At 62.0% G+C, this 16,395-nt stretch carries 12 protein-coding genes; 6 read left to right on the top strand and 6 right to left on the bottom strand.

The genetic code is table 11. The features are described 5' to 3' along the window. Positions 1 to 75: 75 nt before the first annotated feature. The 3 genes from ACSBM8_RS12110 to ACSBM8_RS12120 form a co-directional block, all read right to left on the bottom strand. Positions 76 to 3,021 (bottom strand): glycosyl hydrolase 115 family protein, encoded by a 2,946-nt coding sequence (locus ACSBM8_RS12110; protein WP_442678270.1) that lies wholly within the window; start codon positions 3,019 to 3,021, stop codon positions 76 to 78. A gap of 16 nt (positions 3,022 to 3,037) precedes the next feature. Continuing rightward, complete coding sequence (locus ACSBM8_RS12115; RefSeq protein WP_442678271.1) at positions 3,038 to 4,579, bottom strand: alpha-N-arabinofuranosidase; 1,542 nt, start codon at positions 4,577 to 4,579, stop codon at positions 3,038 to 3,040. Positions 4,580 to 4,709: 130 nt separating this feature from the next. Continuing rightward, positions 4,710 to 7,823 carry a TonB-dependent receptor gene (locus tag ACSBM8_RS12120; RefSeq protein WP_442678272.1) on the bottom strand — a complete coding sequence of 1,038 codons (3,114 nt, stop codon included), beginning with the start codon at positions 7,821 to 7,823 and terminating at the stop codon, positions 4,710 to 4,712. 151 nt (positions 7,824 to 7,974) lie between these two features. On the opposite strand from ACSBM8_RS12120, the gene ACSBM8_RS12125 reads away from it, so the two are divergent. From ACSBM8_RS12125 to ACSBM8_RS12135, 3 genes are all read left to right on the top strand, one after another. Further along, the gene (locus ACSBM8_RS12125) at positions 7,975 to 8,754 is read left to right on the top strand and encodes a FadR/GntR family transcriptional regulator (RefSeq protein WP_442678273.1); all 780 of its coding nucleotides are present in this window, start codon (positions 7,975 to 7,977) and stop codon (positions 8,752 to 8,754) included. A gap of 61 nt (positions 8,755 to 8,815) precedes the next feature. Beyond that, positions 8,816 to 10,027, top strand: coding sequence for a D-mannonate dehydratase ManD (manD, locus tag ACSBM8_RS12130; RefSeq protein ID WP_442678274.1), 1,212 nt, complete (start codon positions 8,816 to 8,818; stop codon positions 10,025 to 10,027). Between the two features lie 113 nt (positions 10,028 to 10,140). Next, positions 10,141 to 12,318: a TonB-dependent siderophore receptor gene (locus ACSBM8_RS12135; RefSeq protein WP_442678275.1), complete on the top strand. Its 2,178-nt coding sequence runs from the start codon at positions 10,141 to 10,143 to the stop codon at positions 12,316 to 12,318. An 80-nt stretch (positions 12,319 to 12,398) separates the two neighbouring features. On the opposite strand, the gene ACSBM8_RS12140 is transcribed toward ACSBM8_RS12135, so the two are convergent. Continuing rightward, positions 12,399 to 12,587, bottom strand: coding sequence for a hypothetical protein (locus ACSBM8_RS12140; RefSeq protein ID WP_442678276.1), 189 nt, complete (start codon positions 12,585 to 12,587; stop codon positions 12,399 to 12,401). A gap of 65 nt (positions 12,588 to 12,652) precedes the next feature. Continuing rightward, positions 12,653 to 13,786, bottom strand: coding sequence for an FAD-dependent monooxygenase (locus tag ACSBM8_RS12145; RefSeq protein WP_442678277.1), 1,134 nt, complete (start codon positions 13,784 to 13,786; stop codon positions 12,653 to 12,655). Between the two features lie 316 nt (positions 13,787 to 14,102). On the opposite strand from ACSBM8_RS12145, the gene ACSBM8_RS12150 reads away from it, so the two are divergent. After that, positions 14,103 to 14,561 (top strand): MEKHLA domain-containing protein, encoded by a 459-nt coding sequence (locus ACSBM8_RS12150; protein ID WP_442678278.1) that lies wholly within the window; start codon positions 14,103 to 14,105, stop codon positions 14,559 to 14,561. 58 nt (positions 14,562 to 14,619) lie between these two features. Here the strand turns inward: ACSBM8_RS12150 and ACSBM8_RS12155 are convergent, their stop codons facing one another. Further along, positions 14,620 to 15,276, bottom strand: coding sequence for a sensor histidine kinase (locus ACSBM8_RS12155; RefSeq protein ID WP_442678279.1), 657 nt, complete (start codon positions 15,274 to 15,276; stop codon positions 14,620 to 14,622). Between the two features lie 209 nt (positions 15,277 to 15,485). Here ACSBM8_RS12155 and ACSBM8_RS12160 point away from each other — a divergent pair, with 209 nt between their 5' ends. Then, the gene (locus ACSBM8_RS12160; RefSeq protein WP_442678280.1) at positions 15,486 to 15,908 is read left to right on the top strand and encodes a hypothetical protein; all 423 of its coding nucleotides are present in this window, start codon (positions 15,486 to 15,488) and stop codon (positions 15,906 to 15,908) included. Beyond that, entirely contained in the window at positions 15,909 to 16,379 is a 471-nt protein-coding gene (locus ACSBM8_RS12165) for a hypothetical protein (protein ID WP_442678281.1), read from the top strand. It begins immediately after the preceding gene. The last annotated feature ends 16 nt before the right edge of the window (positions 16,380 to 16,395 follow it).

A 16,395-nucleotide genomic window follows, 5' to 3' on the forward strand; every position in this document is an offset into this window, starting at 1 on the left:
CAACCCAACAAGAGCGTTGAATCAAAACGAACGCAAAAAGGGAATCCCCTCGATTCTATCAATCAGAAAACGACCCTAGGCCCTTGGCACTCCAAGGAGTGTTTCGGCCGCGCGATCCGTCTTCGCCAACGGCGGCCCGAAATAGCTTTTGGGCAGATCGCCGCGCGATACGATGATCGACTGGATCACGATCGTCGGATCGACCATCGCGACATTCAGCCGATGCCGGCCCGGCTGATCCGCGCGCAACGTGAAGGACATCGTCCTGGCATTGGCGCTGACGTTGGCCGCATGCGCGGCGCCCAGGAAATCCTGATCGGCGCGGTGCTCCGGCGTGAAGACGGATTGGACTAACGGCGTTTCGTCATCCAGCCAGATAGCGACGGCCAATGGACGCGCCGGGTTCACCTGAAGCGTCGGCCCCGTCACCAAGTCTATGCGATATGCACCCGCCTCGGCCAGGAAGACGGGATATTCGAGCCGGGGCGCCTGACCCGGGTCATCGAACGATGCGGCTGTCACGGGCGCGATCCCCATCGCCGTCGCGACCCGTCCGAAATCCGGGATCGCCTGCCATTGCGCCCGCGACGTCGTCACGTTGCGGGCGAAGCCGTCGGCAGCAATGGCGAAGGCCGGCGCGAACCCGCCAAAGGCGCCACGGGCGGCGCGTTCCTGAGTTTGGCTCGCGCGGACCAGATCAAGCTTGATTTTCACGCTGGTCTTGCTGTCGCGAACCACGACATAGGTCTGGGACTTGCCGATCGGCGCGCGCGACCAATCGACATCAATCCAGTAGCGGCGATCCGCGGCGCCCGTGCCGAACGCCTTGGCGGAATGAATGCGCACCCAAGGTCGGTCGCATTCCACCGAGGCGGCAATCGGGTGGGCGCCGCGCGGGAATACGTCAATGAAGGTCGGTTGGGCAGTCAAGCTGTCCAACTGCGGCAGCGCCGGCGGAAGATAGAAGCCAGGCCAGGTGCGCGCATCGCCGTCCACCGCCACCCCGAAACTATCATCGTTCGGCACATCGATATGCGTGACCGGCGGCATGATGTCGCGCTCGGGCGGGTACCAGTCGAAATAGCCGATATGGGTTTGGTCCATCATGTGGTTCCATTTCCCGCCAGCCATCGTGTGATTGTAGACATCGCGCAGCGCCGCATCGCGTGCGAAACGGCGGCGCACCTCATCCGCTTCGGCATTGGTGCTGGCGCGCGCCTGCTCCGCGAAACGCTGGTTGCGCGCCGCCGCGATATACATCTGGGCCAGGTTGGCGCAGGCCAGGACGGGATAAAGGACAAGCTGGAAATAGGCATCGCGCCGATCCTGGGTCAGCTTCTCCTGCAGCGCCTGCGCCCGGACTGCCAATTCCTCCCACGCGTCCCAGACCCGTTCCGCCTCGCGATAATTGGCCAGACTGAACGTGTCAGGCCTCAATTGCTCGGGTTTCCGCCAAGCATTATATTTGGCGTAGCGCGACACCAGGAAGGCGACTTCCTCGGCATGCTCTTCGCCAAAGGCATGTGCGGCCCAATCGCGCGTCCAACCGCCGATTTTGTCATTGCTGACCGCTGCCGGATCCCAGCCCATCGCGATGAAGAATTCGATCGGCAGTTCCAGCGGCTTCAGATCGCCGACATTGGCGATCCAGATCTGGTTCGCGCCATATTCGTGAGCGAGGTTCATCTGTTCCCAGATCTTGGGCAGCGGATTGCTGTTGATCCATTGGTAGGAGAAAGGCCCACCATGCATGTCCATGTGGAAGTAGACGCCGAAGCCGCCTGATCGGCTTGCCCGCTCCGCCGGGGTGGGCAGCCGGCGCAGATTTCCGACATTATCGTCGGTGAACATCAGCGTCACGTCGGCCGGCAATTGCAGCCCGCCTTCATAATATTTGAGCACTTCGGTGAACAGCACCCAGACTTGGGGCACGCTCGCCGCCGGCTTATGCAGAACGTCGGTGAGGATCGCTCGCTGATCGGCGATGATGGTCTCCAGCAGCTGGATATCGGATTTCAGCCCCCCACTGCTGGCCAGGGCCACGTCCCCGTCCCCGCGCATGCCGACCGTGATGACCGCTTCCTTGTCGCCATTGCGTTCGATCCCTTCGCGGAAGAACTGGCGGATGGCGGTACGATTGGTAGCGTAATTCCATTCGCCATTGCCCAGGCGATTCTTGCGGTCGGTCCACTCCTTGTGTGCGCGCGCCATCGGCTCATGGTGGGACGTGCCCATGACGATCCCATATTCGTCAGCCAGGATCGGGTTGGCCGGATCATCCTCGGCGAAGGCGTTGTTCCACATGGCCGGCCACAGGTAGTTGGCCCGCAGCCGCAGCATCAGCTCGAACAATTTCCCGTAGAATTTGGAATTCATCCCGCCGAACGTTTCAGTCGTCCAGCCAGACAGGCAGGGTGCCTCGTCGTTCAGGAAAATACCGCGATATTTCACGGCAGGTGATCCCTGGACATAGTGGCCATATTGGACGCGCACGACACTGCGCCGAACCACCGGCACATCGGCCCACCAATACCAGGGCGACACGCCGATCCGGTGCGAGAGATCGTAAATGCCGTAGATCGTGCCGCGCTTGTCGCTGCCGGCGATAACAAGCGCTTCCTGCACGCCAGGCAGCGGATTGCGCACGGTCGTGATCTGATAGGCTTCCCATGTGCCGCGAAGTGCGGCGGCATCGATTTTGCCGCGCCGGACAAGATCCTGCACCAGCGCGCTCTTCTCGATCGATCCGACAATAATCACGCGCTTTGCCGCGGCGGCCGGGTCCGTCAGCAAGGCGGCATCGGTGCCGGTGACCCGTCCGATGTCCTGCGCCAGATCGGCCGCCGCGCGGCGTACACCCGCCAGATCGCGAGGATCGATCAGGATCGGCGTGATCCGCCCCTGCGCCCCGGCAATGTCGAAGCCCGGTCCGGCGCGGTCGAAGCGTACGGCGCCTGCCAACGCGGTGGGCAACAAACCGCTCGCAAGGCCGGCCATCATCGTCTCGCGGCGGGTCAGCATCAATGGCTCTTCTCGATCATTCGGTGACGGTAACGACCGCCACCGATTTGGCAGGGAGGGTGAAGGTCAGACGGCCGTCGGCGGCGCTGCCCCGGAAAGATCTCGGCACCACCGTGTTCGGCGCGTCGAACGTGTTGCGGGCGTCCATCGCCGCTGCGGTCAGAAGCTGGCCGGAAGCGGTCCCGCGCAAATTGGTCATGATCGTAACCGGTTTGTGCGGATCGACATTGACCAGAGACAGATGGATTCGGCCGTCAGTGCCGCGCGCCGCAGACACATCGGCCGTCGGCATCTTGTGTCCGGCAAATTCATAATCCGGCGTCGTCACCTTCACCGGATAAGGCGTGGCGCCCATGAACGGCTGATACATGTCGAACACATGATAGGTCGGCGTCAGGAGCATCCGCGGCCCGTCGGTAAGGATCATCGCCTGCAGGACGTTCACCATCTGCGCGATGTTCGCCATCTTCACGCGGGCGGTATGGCGGTGGAAGATGTTCAACGTGATCGCGGCGACCAGCGCGTCGCGCATCGTGTTCTGCTGATAATGATGCTCGCCGGGCTTCGCATCGGGCGGCAGGCGATACCAGGTGCCCCATTCATCCACGAACAGAGGCACATGCCGATCGGGATCATAGCGATCCATGATCGCCTCGACCCGCGACAATTGCGGCTCCATCAGGCGCGCCAGTTCGATCGTGTCGGCCCAGGATGCCTCGTCGAAGCCGATATCGACGTTCTTCGGGCGCCCCATCGGCATTGCATAATAATGGAAGCTCAGCGCCTCGGTCTCGCCGCGATGGCGCATCATCGCTTCGGTGAAGGCTTCATAATCGCCACCGCCCTGCACGCTGGCGCCGCTGGCCACGCGCACCATGTTCATCGCCTTGGGCGCTTTGACGAAGGCGGAATAGCGGGCGCTCACATCGGCGGCGTAATCCGGCCGCATGTTGCCGCCGCAGCCCCACGTCTCATTGCCGATGCCGAAATATTTGATCGTCCATGGCTTCGCCCGGCCATTTGCGCGTCGCTCCTGCGCCAGTGTCGACGCGTTATCGGCCGTCATATATTCCAGCCACAGCTGCATATCACGCGGCGTCATCGACCCGACATTGCCGGAAACATAAGCATCGGCGCCGATCATCTCAGCAAAATTGAGAAATTCGTGCGTGCCGAACTGGTTGGTGTCGATGACATCGTCCCAGTTCATCCGCGTGCGAACGGGGCGCTTGGCGCGCGGGCCGATACCGTCCCGCCAGTCATAGACTTCGCTGAAGCACCCACCGGGCCAACGGATCACGGGCACGTGGAGACGCTTCAGCGCATTGACGACATCGAGGCGGTAGCCCTGCACGTTCGGGATTTTGCTGTCGGGGCCGACCCAGATACCCTCATATATGCCGCGACCGAGATGTTCGGCGAATTGCCCATAGATATGCCGATCGATCGGATCGCCCGGCCTCGACGTCTCGATCGTTGCCGACATGGCGCTGCCGGCTGCACGCGCGGGAATGGCGGTCAACGCAGCCCCGGCCAGCAGAAAAAGGCTGGCCAGCACTCGCTTGGCAGCGATCCCCCCTGCCCGCGCGGGCGGGAATGGCCGTCGTGCCGTCGAACACGCTATCTTGGTGGTTCCGCCCTTCTGGCGAGAGAGTTCGCCGGAAGAGCGAAACCAGTGCCGCATATCGTCAGAAACTCCCGCGCAGACCGATCAAGACCTGACGGCCCGGCCGATATTGGGTGAAGGTTGCATTGGAATATTGGAAGTAGGAGCGCAGCTTCTCATTCGTGAAGTTGGCGACGTTGATCGTCAGCTGCGGCGCGTTCTTGATGCCTAGCAATTTGTCCAGATCGAAGGCGGACGAGAAATCATATTGCTGATAGCTGTCGTTGAACAAGGCAGCGGCGGTAATGCCATTCTGATTAGCGCCGCTGCTCTGCGAGCCCTTCCGATAGGTGGTGGAAACGCGCAGCATTACGCCATGATTTTCATAATAAATCGTGGCGTTGTAGGTACGTGGCGCCACGCCATAAGCTTGAGCCGCGCCCTTGCTGGTCTGGTCGACGATCGTAGCATTGGCGTTGAAGCCGAAGCCGGTCACGCCAATCAGCTTGGTGACGAAATCCAACGGCTGTACCCACTGGAATTCAAGGCCGTTGATCTTCAGCCGCTCCGGCACATTGACCTGCGAGGTCACCTGGACCTGGGCGACGGTGGGACCACCGCGCAGGTTGATCGCGGTTTGCTGCGTCGGGTTCAGCGTGTCGTAGGTGATGCCATATTGCGACAGGGACAAGAACGGCACCGTCGTCACGAACTGGTTCGTAAAACCCTGGATCGACTTGCGGAACGCGTTGAAGCTGATCACCCCTTCCCGGCCCGTATAATATTCAAATCCAAGATCGAGATTGTCGGAAATATAGGGCTTGAGCGCAGGATTACCGATGCCGGCCTGATCCGCCGACGGGGCACCAAACGACACGCCCGGCAACTGCGCCGCAGGATCGGGCCGGGTCATCGTCTTCGAATAAGCCGCACGGGCGACTGCGTGTTCCCCGATATTGTAAGCCAGGTTTGCGGCCGGCAACCAGCGTGAATAGCTGTTGTCGGTCCGCACCTCCGACACCAGATTCGGATAGCGGCTGCCGTCGGGCAATGTGCCGCCGCCACTGGTGGCATTACGCGGATCGGGCAGCGAGACACGCCCGGCGATCGTCTGTTTCGTATCCACATACCGCACGCCGAAGCCAAATCGCAGATCGTTGCCGCCCAGCGACTGAATACCGCTGAGAAGCGCGAAAGCGGCCTTGATCTGCTCGCGGATCAGGCCGCCGCTGGCACCGGTGTTCGCGCCACCGCTATCGGGCGCATTGGCGTGGAACTCGTCGTAATTGGTGGCGGCGGCAAACTTCTTGAAATCGACTGTTACGAACCCGGCGGGTCCCGGCACCAGATAGGTTGGGAAAGCCGAATTCGGCACCAGTGACCCTGCATAGGTGACAGGGCCGGTCTGTCCGGCGGTATAGCCGGTGCCAAAGCCCGGATAGGTCGGATAACCGGCCGGCGCGGCGCCTACGACGCTCAGGCCCTGACAGGGTGGCTGGCCGTTCGGAGACGGCAGCGTGACGCTCGGATTGTTGCCGCAGGCGGCATTCTGCCATGGGCCTGTATTATCGTAACCGCGAATACGGCGCTGCACGTCGTCATAAGCACCCCCGACCTTGAGGTTCAGCGGCTGGCCGCCCCACGTAAGATCACCACGTACGCCCTTGTTACGATAGCGCCGTCTTTCATCCTGCAGGTTCAATCGGGCCTGGGTGTTCCAGCCGAAGTTGTTCGGGTCGTTCAGATCGAGATCGCTCTTGATCGTCGGGATCCCGCCATCATTGGTATAGGTCACCGTATTCCCAACACCCAGGGGCGTGGTCGGGCCAACGGTTGGGCTTTCTCGGTGGAAGCGGCTTTTCCCGTAATTGCCCTGCAGCGTCAGCTTCAGGTTTTCCGCCATCTGATATTCAAGGCCAGGATTGACGTTCCAGAGCCGTGTCGTCTCGATATAAGGACGGAATTCATCGAAGAATTGCGCGTTGGCAAAGGTACCCGAGGTAACCGTGCAGCCAGCGCTGCAGTCCGACTTGTCGAACTTCAGATTGAGCGGGATTACCGATCCGTTGCGACCGATCCAGGCCATGTCTTCGCGGATCAGGTCGTTATGCTTATAGCCGTACATGCCATCGACATAGAAATGCAGTTCGTCGCTGGGCCGCCATTCGACGCTGACCACGCCATTGATGCGATCGCGTGATCCGCGCTGGTCCGATGGACGTCCGAGCCGAGGGATCAATCCATTATCGAGCTGCTGAATGGTGACGCCCGGATTGTGCGCAAGAAGGAAAGCCTGATCGATCACGGTACCGGGCACCAGGCCCGCTCCCGCGCCTACCGGGACGGTCGCAGGGATCGTCCAGTTACCGCCACCGGTTGCGTTGCATCCCGTAGCCGCACCGCACTGCGCTGCCGATAAAGCCGGATTGGTATAGCCAATCGTTTCGAAGCCCCTGGTGCGCGTGTGGAAGCGCTGACCTGAGACGCCCGCGAGAATGCCGATCGTATCGTTGTGCCAGCTGCCAATGAGCGATCCGCGCGCGCCGAGTTTGTCGGTACCGGAAAATTTCGCACCCTGCAGATTATAGGCGAGATAAGAGGAATTGCGATCGAACGGGCGAGCCGAACGTATGTCGATATTGCCGGCGGCGCCCCCTTCCAGCAGGTCTGGCGAGTAGCTTTTGTTAACCGTCAGCTTCGTGAAAAGATCGGTCGGAAAAAAGCTAAGATCGACCGAGCGATCCGTCCCTTGCGCATCGGTCGCGCCGGACGATGCCACCGCAATGGGTGCGCCATTCAAGGTCACGTTGGTGAAGTTCGAGCCCAGACCGCGAATGGCGACATTGGTACCTTCACCCGTGATATCACGGGTAATTGTGATACCGGGAATGCGGTTGAAAGATTCCGCAATGTTCGTGTCCGGAAACTTGCCGATATCTTCGGCAAAGATCGAGTCGCTGAAATTGCTGGATTGCCGCTTTGCGTTCGTGGCCTGCGCGAGGCTGTTGCGATAGCCCGTGACCACCACCTCAGCCGAGGTATCACCGCCCGTCGAGATAGCGTCTGGCAGTGCCCCTGGAGCCGCCTGCCCCGCAGTCCCGGCCTGTGCAAAGCCCGGAACTGCACCCAAGGCGGCTGTCGCTGCAGCAACCAACAAAGTTACACGAAACGCGTGCGCACGACTGCATGATGTCATCGCTATCCTCCCCCGTCTGGCATCGCCTCCCTGGGCGATTGCTCAGACAAATGGTATGCTAGCTTCTCAGCATATCTGTCAAGCCAGCGGATGGGTTGTTCCCGGGCGATTGGTCAGATAACTTGCGCATCAAACAAGGAGTAGATCGTTAATGGTGGCGAGTGCAGAGTTCAGCGCTGGCACGGCGGGAAAAGCAGCAACGACGCGTCTATACGCTCAACTCGCGGAACGTATTGCGGGACTGATCCGGAGCGGCGGCTACAAAGTTGGCGATCGTTTGCCGTCCGAGCGCGAGCTATCTCTTTCCTACGATGTTTCGCGCCCCACCATTCGCGAGGCGATCATCGCGCTGGAAGTCGATGGGCTGGTAGAGGTACGGGTGGGTTCGGGTGTCTATGTGCGGACGCAGACGCGTCGATTGGGCAAGCCGGCGATCCAGGGGGTCGGGCCGTTTGAGTTGCTGGAAGCACGCCGCGCAATCGAAGGCGAAGCATGTGCCCTCGCTGCGGAGCGCATGACGGATCAGGATGTCGAAAACCTCAATGCCATACTTGCCGAGATGATAGCAGCGGGGGACGACTTCGTCAGCGCCGAGCATGCCGACTGGACATTCCATCTCACGATCGCACGCATCACGCAGAACAGTGCCATAATCTCATCGGTCGAAGCTTTATGGGAAGCGCGCTTCGCGTCACCGCAGCAGCAGCTTCTTGCGGACAAAGCGCATGACGCCGGGGTCGTGCCACGCATCGGCGAGCATCGCGATATCATCAACGCCCTGGCAACCAGAGATGCAAATGCGGCGCGGGCGGCAATGCGAGGACATCTCACCCGTGTGCTTGAAGAATTGATCGTCGCCACGGAAGTCCGCGAGGCTGCGCTGTTGAATGAGAAGATGCAGGCCAGGCGAAAGATGTTCAGCGTCGATTGAATACCCCTAGCGCGCCTTACCAGAGCGGCGGCGGATACCCCATCCAATGTAGGAAGAGCCTGTGCCCAAGATCACATCTGCCCGCGTCATCGTGACGTGCCCGGGGCGTAATTTCGTGACGCTGAAGATCGAGACGGATGAGGGCGTGTACGGCCTCGGCGACGCGACGCTCAACGGCCGCGAACTGGCGGTCGTGTCCTATCTGGAGGATCATGTCGTGCCCTGCCTGATCGGGCGCGACGCGCACCGGATCGAGGATATCTGGCAGTATCTGTACAAGGGTGCCTACTGGCGGCGCGGACCGGTGACGATGTCCGCAATCGCCGCGGTCGATACCGCCTTGTGGGACATCAAGGGCAAGATCGCCAATCTGCCCGTCTATCAGCTGCTCGGCGGGGCCAGCCGCGAAGGGGCGATGGTCTATGGCCATGCCAACGGCAAGGACATTGCCGAGACGATCGACAATGCGCTCCATTATAAGGAGCAGGGCTATAAGGCGATCCGCATCCAGTCGGGCGTACCCGGCCTCGCCTCCACCTATGGCGTGTCCAAGGATCGCTATTTCTACGAGCCGGCCGATGCCGATCTGCCGACCGAGAATGTCTGGTCGACCGAGAAATATATGCGCTCGGTTGTGCCCTTGTTCGCGGCCGCGCGCGAGGCGCTGGGCTGGGACGTGCATCTGCTGCACGACACCCACCACCGCCTGACCCCGATCGAGGCGGGCCGGCTGGGCAAGGATCTCGAGCCCTATCGTCCCTTCTGGCTGGAGGATGCGACGCCGGCCGAGAATCAGGACGCCTTCCGTCTCATTCGCCAGCACACGACCACGCCGCTGGCGGTCGGCGAGATCTTCAATTCGATCTGGGACTGCAAGGGCCTGATCGAGAACCAGCTGATCGACTATATCCGCGCGACCGTGGTCCATGCCGGCGGCATCACCCATCTGCGCCGGATCGCGGCGCTCGCCGATCTCTATCAGGTGCGCACCGGCTGCCATGGCGCGACCGATCTGTCGCCGGTCTGCATGGCGGCCGCGCTCCACTTCGACATCTCGGTGCCGAACTTCGGGGTGCAGGAATATATGCGCCACACGGCCGAGACGGATGCGGTCTTCCCCCACGCCTACAGCTTCTCCGACGGGCTGATGCATCCCGGCGACAAGCCGGGTCTCGGCGTCGATCTCGACGAAGTGCTGGCCGCCCAATACCCCTACAAGCGCGCTTTCCTGCCCGTGAACCGCCTGGAAGACGGGACCTTGTTCAACTGGTAACCCCTCGGTCCGGTCGGCGCTCACTCGCCATTGACGCGCCCGACGCAGCAAGCGGCTATTGATAGTCATTATCAACTGATCTACCGGAGCCTCCTCAGGGAGACTCGAAAACGATGAAGATCTACGGTTTGCGTTGGTTGCTGGCATCCACCGTTCTGGCTACCGCGCCTCTTCACGCCGCCGACGTAGCGGCAGAAGCGGATCAGGATACCGGCGTTATCGTCGTGACGGGAGCGCGCCCGGTCAACGAAGTCAGTGCCGGTACCAAGAGCAGCATTCCGCTCGCCGAGACGCCGCAGTCGATCTCGGTCATCAGCGCCTCCGAAATTGCCGGGCTGGGCCTGCAGAATCTCAACCAGGCCCTGCGCTATGTCGCCGGTGTCACACCGGAACAGCGCGGCGCGAGCGAGGAGATTTACGATCTCTTCAAACTGCGCGGTTTCGACGCCCTCATTTATCTGGACGGGCTGCGCCAGTTTACCAGCCCGACCGGCTATGCCTCCGCCCAGACCGACATCTCCCGATTGGATCGGATCGAAGTCGTCAAAGGCCCGGCGTCAACGCTTTACGGTCAGTCGACCCCAGGCGGCATTGTCGCCCAGTCGAGCAAGCTTCCGCTCGACCGCGACCTCTATGGCGCCACCGCCGGCACCTACGGCACCTTCAATCTGTACCGGGTAGATGCGGATATCGGCGGACGCGCGGCGCCCGGCGTACTCTGGCGCCTTTATGGCAGCGCCAATGGCGCCGACACCCAGCAGAAATTCGGCAAGCGGGAGCGGCAGACGGTTTCGGGCGCGGTGACGCTTGGTGCGGGCGGCAAGACATCGCTGACGTTGCTCGGCAATTATTCGCACGATCCGTATAACGGCACCTATGGCGTGTTCCCGTCGCTGGGAACGCTGATCCCCAATCCGAATGGCAGGATCAGCAGCAAGTTCGATGGCGGCGAAAGCGGCAATCGCTATCAGCGCGAGCAGGCCGGTGGGACGTACATCTTTACCCATCGGTTCAACGGCGACTGGGCGTTCCGTGCCTCCGGGCGCCTGCAGCGCGTTACATCGAAGCTCGGACTGATCTACGCCTCCGGTGGGCTGGACCCGCTGGATACGACGCAGCGCCTCTATTCGCGGGCCAGCTATGCGACGCGCGAAAGGCTCAACGCCTGGACTTACGACAATCAGCTTACCGGCAGCGTCCAGACCGGACCGATCACGCACAATATCCTGATCGGCTATGATCGCCAGCTGCTGCATGCGCGCGAGTTGTACGCTTTCGGCACGGCGCCTTCGATCGATGTTTATGCGCCGGTCTATGGAACCGTGACCGTTCCTCAAACTCCTGAGCAAGTTCTAAGTCCAACGGGCTATTACAATGTGCGCGCTCTTCAGCAGGGGGTCTATGCGCAGGATGAACTCTCCTGGGGCGGGCTGCGGGTGACCCTGAGCGGGCGTGAAGACTGGACGCGCATCGCCAATGGATCAGGCACCACGGCGCAGGACACCGTTCTGCCCGACGCGCAGAAGAACCGGAAGTTCACCTGGCGCGCCGGCGCGCTCTATATGCTCGATATGGGGCTTGCCCCCTATATCTCCTATGCCACGTCGTTCCAGCCGCAGACGTCGATCGTTACCAATCCGGACGGCACCACCGGGCTCGCCAAACCGTCGACCGGCAAACAGCTGGAAGCCGGTGCCAAATATCAGGTTCCGGGGACCGACATCCTCCTCACCGCGGCCTGGTTTCGCATCATTCAGAATGATGTTGTGACGTCCAACCCGCTCACGTTTATCGCTTTCCAATCGGGCAAGGTACGATCCACCGGGGTCGAGGTGGAGGCGACAATGCCCCTGCCCTATGGCTTCAACGGACGGCTGGCATTCAGCCGCCAGCGGGTGAAGGTGCTGGAGGATGCGGACGCGGCGCGGGTCGGCAAATCGCTGGAAACCGCAGGACGCGGCAATCTGTCGGCCAATCTGGAATGGTCACCGAAGGGAGGACCGCTGGAAGGGCTGGCGCTGGGCGGGGCCGTCCGCCATGTCGCGAAAGTCTATGCCGGCATCGCACCGACCGACGGGATAGCGCGTTACTCCCCATCCTATACGCTGTTCGATGCGCTCGCGCGCTATGACCTGGGTGGCGTGTCGGACAGCCTGCGTGGCGTCAGCGTCTCGGTCAACGCGACCAATATCTTCAACAAGAAGTATCTGACGTCCTGTTACGCCAATTACGCCTGGTGCTGGTATGGCAGCCGCAGGACCGTGCAAGGCACGATCGGGTACCGCTTCTAACGCGCCGATACGTACCGGATCCGCTCGCACCCACTGAACGACCGCTCCGCGCGGCGAGGTGGGTGCAGCGGAGCAGGCCGTCAGCCGGCGGCGAGCCAGGCGTCGCTGCAGATCAGAATCAGCTCTCGTCGGGCGGACGGCTGCGCCAGATAGGCCTCCACCGCGGCCCGATCCTGCGCCGGCAAGCGACGGACGACTTCCGAAACGCTGCGATAGTGGCCCGATCTCGCCAGATCAAAAGCCCGTTCGATTGCCGAATTGTCCGTCATCGCCCCTCCCTACCGCAAGCAGCCCTTGGGGCAAGCAGGTCGGCGCGAAAGCAAGGGATCCAGGCTCAGGCTATTGAAACCTTAAGAGGCTCATAGGTCTGGCGATAGCGCTTGGGTCCGATCATCGGCAAAAGGATGTTACGGACGAACGGCGGCAATTTGCCGGCCTTTGACATCGCGTCGGTCATTCGCTGCACATGCTCCACGCGCGGTCGCCGTTCGGCTTCGTACGCGGACAATGCCGCTGCGACTCCCGCATGACGGCCGAGCGACCGCGCCAATATGATCGCATCTTCCATGGAAAGGGCCGCGCCTTGCGCCCACACCGGCGCCAAAGCATGCGCGGCATCGCCGATCAACACCGCCCGCCCTTGATGCCAAAGGTCGAGCGTGACCTGTTCCAGCGGAGACCAATGTAGCCTGCCTTGCCCGGATATGGCGTACGTCACGGCCTGTTGTACCCGTGTCGGGAAGTTCTGGATCAACCTTGTAAGGGACTTGTTCGAACTGACATCCGGTTGCGGGCGGGTCATCGCCGCCCATCCATACACTTCATCCCGGGACACCGGCACCAGCAGCACCATGCCCTCCGCGCCGGCCCACAGTGTCCAGCAGTCTACGCCCGGATTAGGGGCCATGAAACGCCAGCTGGCCTGAGCAAGCAGAGCGGGCTTAACCGCCGCTGCCGCCGTGAACATCTGTTTCCGTACGGTCGAATTAACACCGTCCGCGCCGACAAGGAGCGACGTGTCGAGGCTTTCGCCGTTGGCCAGCCGAAGCGTGGTGCATTCCGCCCCTATCTCCGCAACGCGCAATTCGGTCTCGCGTCGAACCGCACCGCCCGGCAGTCCTTCCGCCAACATGGCGAGAAGCGCCGAACGCTTGATGGTGCGCGGGCGTCGCGTCGGTCCCCAGAAGCCGTCTTCGTCGATCTCGCACAAGAGTTTGTCGCCGGCCGTGCGATATTCGCGGCGGCCAAAAGGATAGCCAAGCTGCTCGATCGGCTCGCGCAGCCCCAACGTCCCGAGCGCTGCAATCGCGTTACCCGGCAAGACGATAGCCAGGCCCGCATCGGCGGCTGCCACACTGCGTTCGAGGATGACGAAGGGCATCTGTGCCCCCTGCAGCGCCCGCCCCAGCGCAAGCCCTGCAATCCCGCCCCCGACGATAGCAACGGGCTTTTCGGCTGATCCTGGCAAGGCGGTTCCTTCTTAGCTGGATGGATGCGCAGATAGGACCTGTGACCCGGACAGGGACACCGCTCAAAAGTTACATCTGGCATATTCCGTCGCAAAATCGGCACCTCTGCGCCTGTGGAAGGCGCGGCGACGCCACCAGTGTCCCGTTACATGCGTAGCGGAAAGGTCATCGCAGCGACGCGGTGCAGTTCATAAACGCTGGGGTCGACGAGATTTCCGGTCTGCCGGGGTTCATTAAACACCATGAAAACATAAGGGCCGTGACGGTGAATCATCGATTGGCGACCCCTGGCGGCGCGAGCAGAGCGAGACAGTTATGAACCCGTCCGAGCCAATGATGTTCGACCTTCTCAACGCCAGCTACGCCCGGCTTCTGGGTGACGGGCCTTTGGCGATGGGGCACGATGCGGACTGGCTGTATCACGGAGCACCCTTCCCGGTTCTGGCGCATAATACCGATCCGGATCCGTTGTTCATTTACGCCAATCGGGCGGCGCAGACGCTGTTTGGATATGACTGGGACGCGTTCATAGGATTACCATCGCGCCTTTCGGCGGCGCCCGCCGATCGCGCCGAGCGGGCGCGCTTGTTCGAGGAGGTCGCTCGTCAGGGCTTTTCCACCGCGTATAGCGGAACCAGGGTGACGAAATCCGGGCGGCGTTTCCGCATCGAACAAGCCGCGATCTGGCAATTGCGCGATGAGCAAGGCCGTCTTCATGGCGAGGCGGCGAAGATCGGCACATGGCGTGATATCGTGGCCGATATAGCCGAGTGATGGACATGCCCAGGAGACGGGCTTCGGCCAGCGGTGATTGGCCCGGCACGCAAGTGGCTCAATCCGTCGGGACCCTTCCGCTCATGGAGAAGCGCATGCCGAACCTATCTCGTGTAAGGCGATGGCTCGCCTCCAGCCTGTGGCTCATCGCGTTGATGATATCCGTACCAAGGCCACCGCGGGGTGGCGCATTCTGGCCGGCGCCGGCCTGCCCATAGTCCCGCACTTCCATCCAGAATTCGGATGCGGACGGAAAGAACAGACAGATATCGACGTCCCCCGAAGCCCCGGGCGCATAGGCGTGCTTGAAGGCGTTCATCACCAGCTCGGTGACCACGATGCCGACGATACTGGCAAAGGACGCCGGCACCAGGGCGGGCTCGACATGCACATAGAGCTGCCTGCGGTTGCCCCTGCCGCCCTGTTCCAGCCCCACCGCCAGATCGGCGAGATAGGCGGCGATATCGATGTTGTCGCGCGAACCCGATTGGCAGAGCTGGCGATGCACCGCGCCGATCGCGGTCACGCGATGCACAGCTGCGGTCAGGGCCTCGCAAATAGCGGGATCGGCGGACCGTTGCGCCTGAAGCGAAAGCAAGGCGGAAATCAGTTGGAGGCTGTTGGCGACCCGGTGGTCGACCTCCTGATGGTCCGTTAACGCCGCCGGCAAGATTGTGACCGAGCCCACGGCTCCGCTACCGACTTGACGTTTCATATGCCCTCCTCAGCGCATCGACGATGATGCGGAGAGTCTGGCGTCCGGAGAATACTACTCTGGTCGAGGTTCACATCGCCAAGGTGTGGGCATGCCCTGCCCCGAATTATATTGACGGCGTTCAATATAATTTCCACGATTGCCGTAGCCATTGGCCAACGGAGATGATCTTGGGCACGTTCCCCTTTGCGACACGTCAATCTGGGCCCATGCCGGCACTCGCGGCGACCCTGATATTGTTTGGCGTCGCCGGTACCACGCCGGCCACTGCTGAAGGGGCGTCGGCCACGCAGGGGGTGCGGCCAGCCGCGGCAACCGCGCAAATCGCTGCAATGCCGCGTTTGGCCAGCGCTATTCCCGCATTGATGCTGACGCCCGCTGACCTCCTGCCGCCGGCGCCCGCAAGCGCCGCCGACCGGGACAATTGTGCGCACCTTTTGAGCAATGCGAAATCACCGGCCGCGCGGATGGTGGCGGCCCGTGGCTGGGCCGTGACGGGCGAGGCGCAGGTCGGGGGCTATCGCGCCGTTAGCTTCGTCGGAAAGATGCAACCGGGCACGAGCGGATCTTGCCAGCTTGAGCGCGGAAATGTCGGCTTCTTCCGCGGCGAAAAGCTGGTCGCGCTTGGCTAGATGAAACCCGGTGCCGGGCGATCCGTCGCCAAGATCCAGCAGCAGGGCGCAAACGGTGCACGGCTATGGGACGGCGATTTCCTCTCGCAGCCGTTTGCCGATGTCCATGCCGAGGGTGACCGCGCCATTTCGGTCGACAAGATGGCAGCAGAAGATCCGGCATGCGGCGGTACGGCCCGCGTGCCTAACCTGTACGGCGTGCCGATCGCCAAGGCGCGCGAGCTGCTGGCGCGGCACGGCTGGATGCCGGTTGCGTATAAGCGCGCCAAAAGCGAGATAAGCTACGCGATCGCCGATCTGGTCAAACAGGGCATGACCGAAGTGGATGATTGCAGCGGCACCGGCTTCGGCTTTTGCAGCTTCGACTATGTGGCGCGCGCCGGAACGCTCAGTGTGACGACCGTTGGCGACGGGGATCGGCCCGTGGCAGATTATGCGGTGAGATGCCGGAAGAAGAAAGTCGGCGCGTGATCGCAACGGCGGCGAC

Origin of the sequence: Sphingomonas sp. ASY06-1R (genome assembly GCF_052180265.1) — a bacterium.
Classification (GTDB): domain Bacteria; phylum Pseudomonadota; class Alphaproteobacteria; order Sphingomonadales; family Sphingomonadaceae; genus Sphingomonas_I.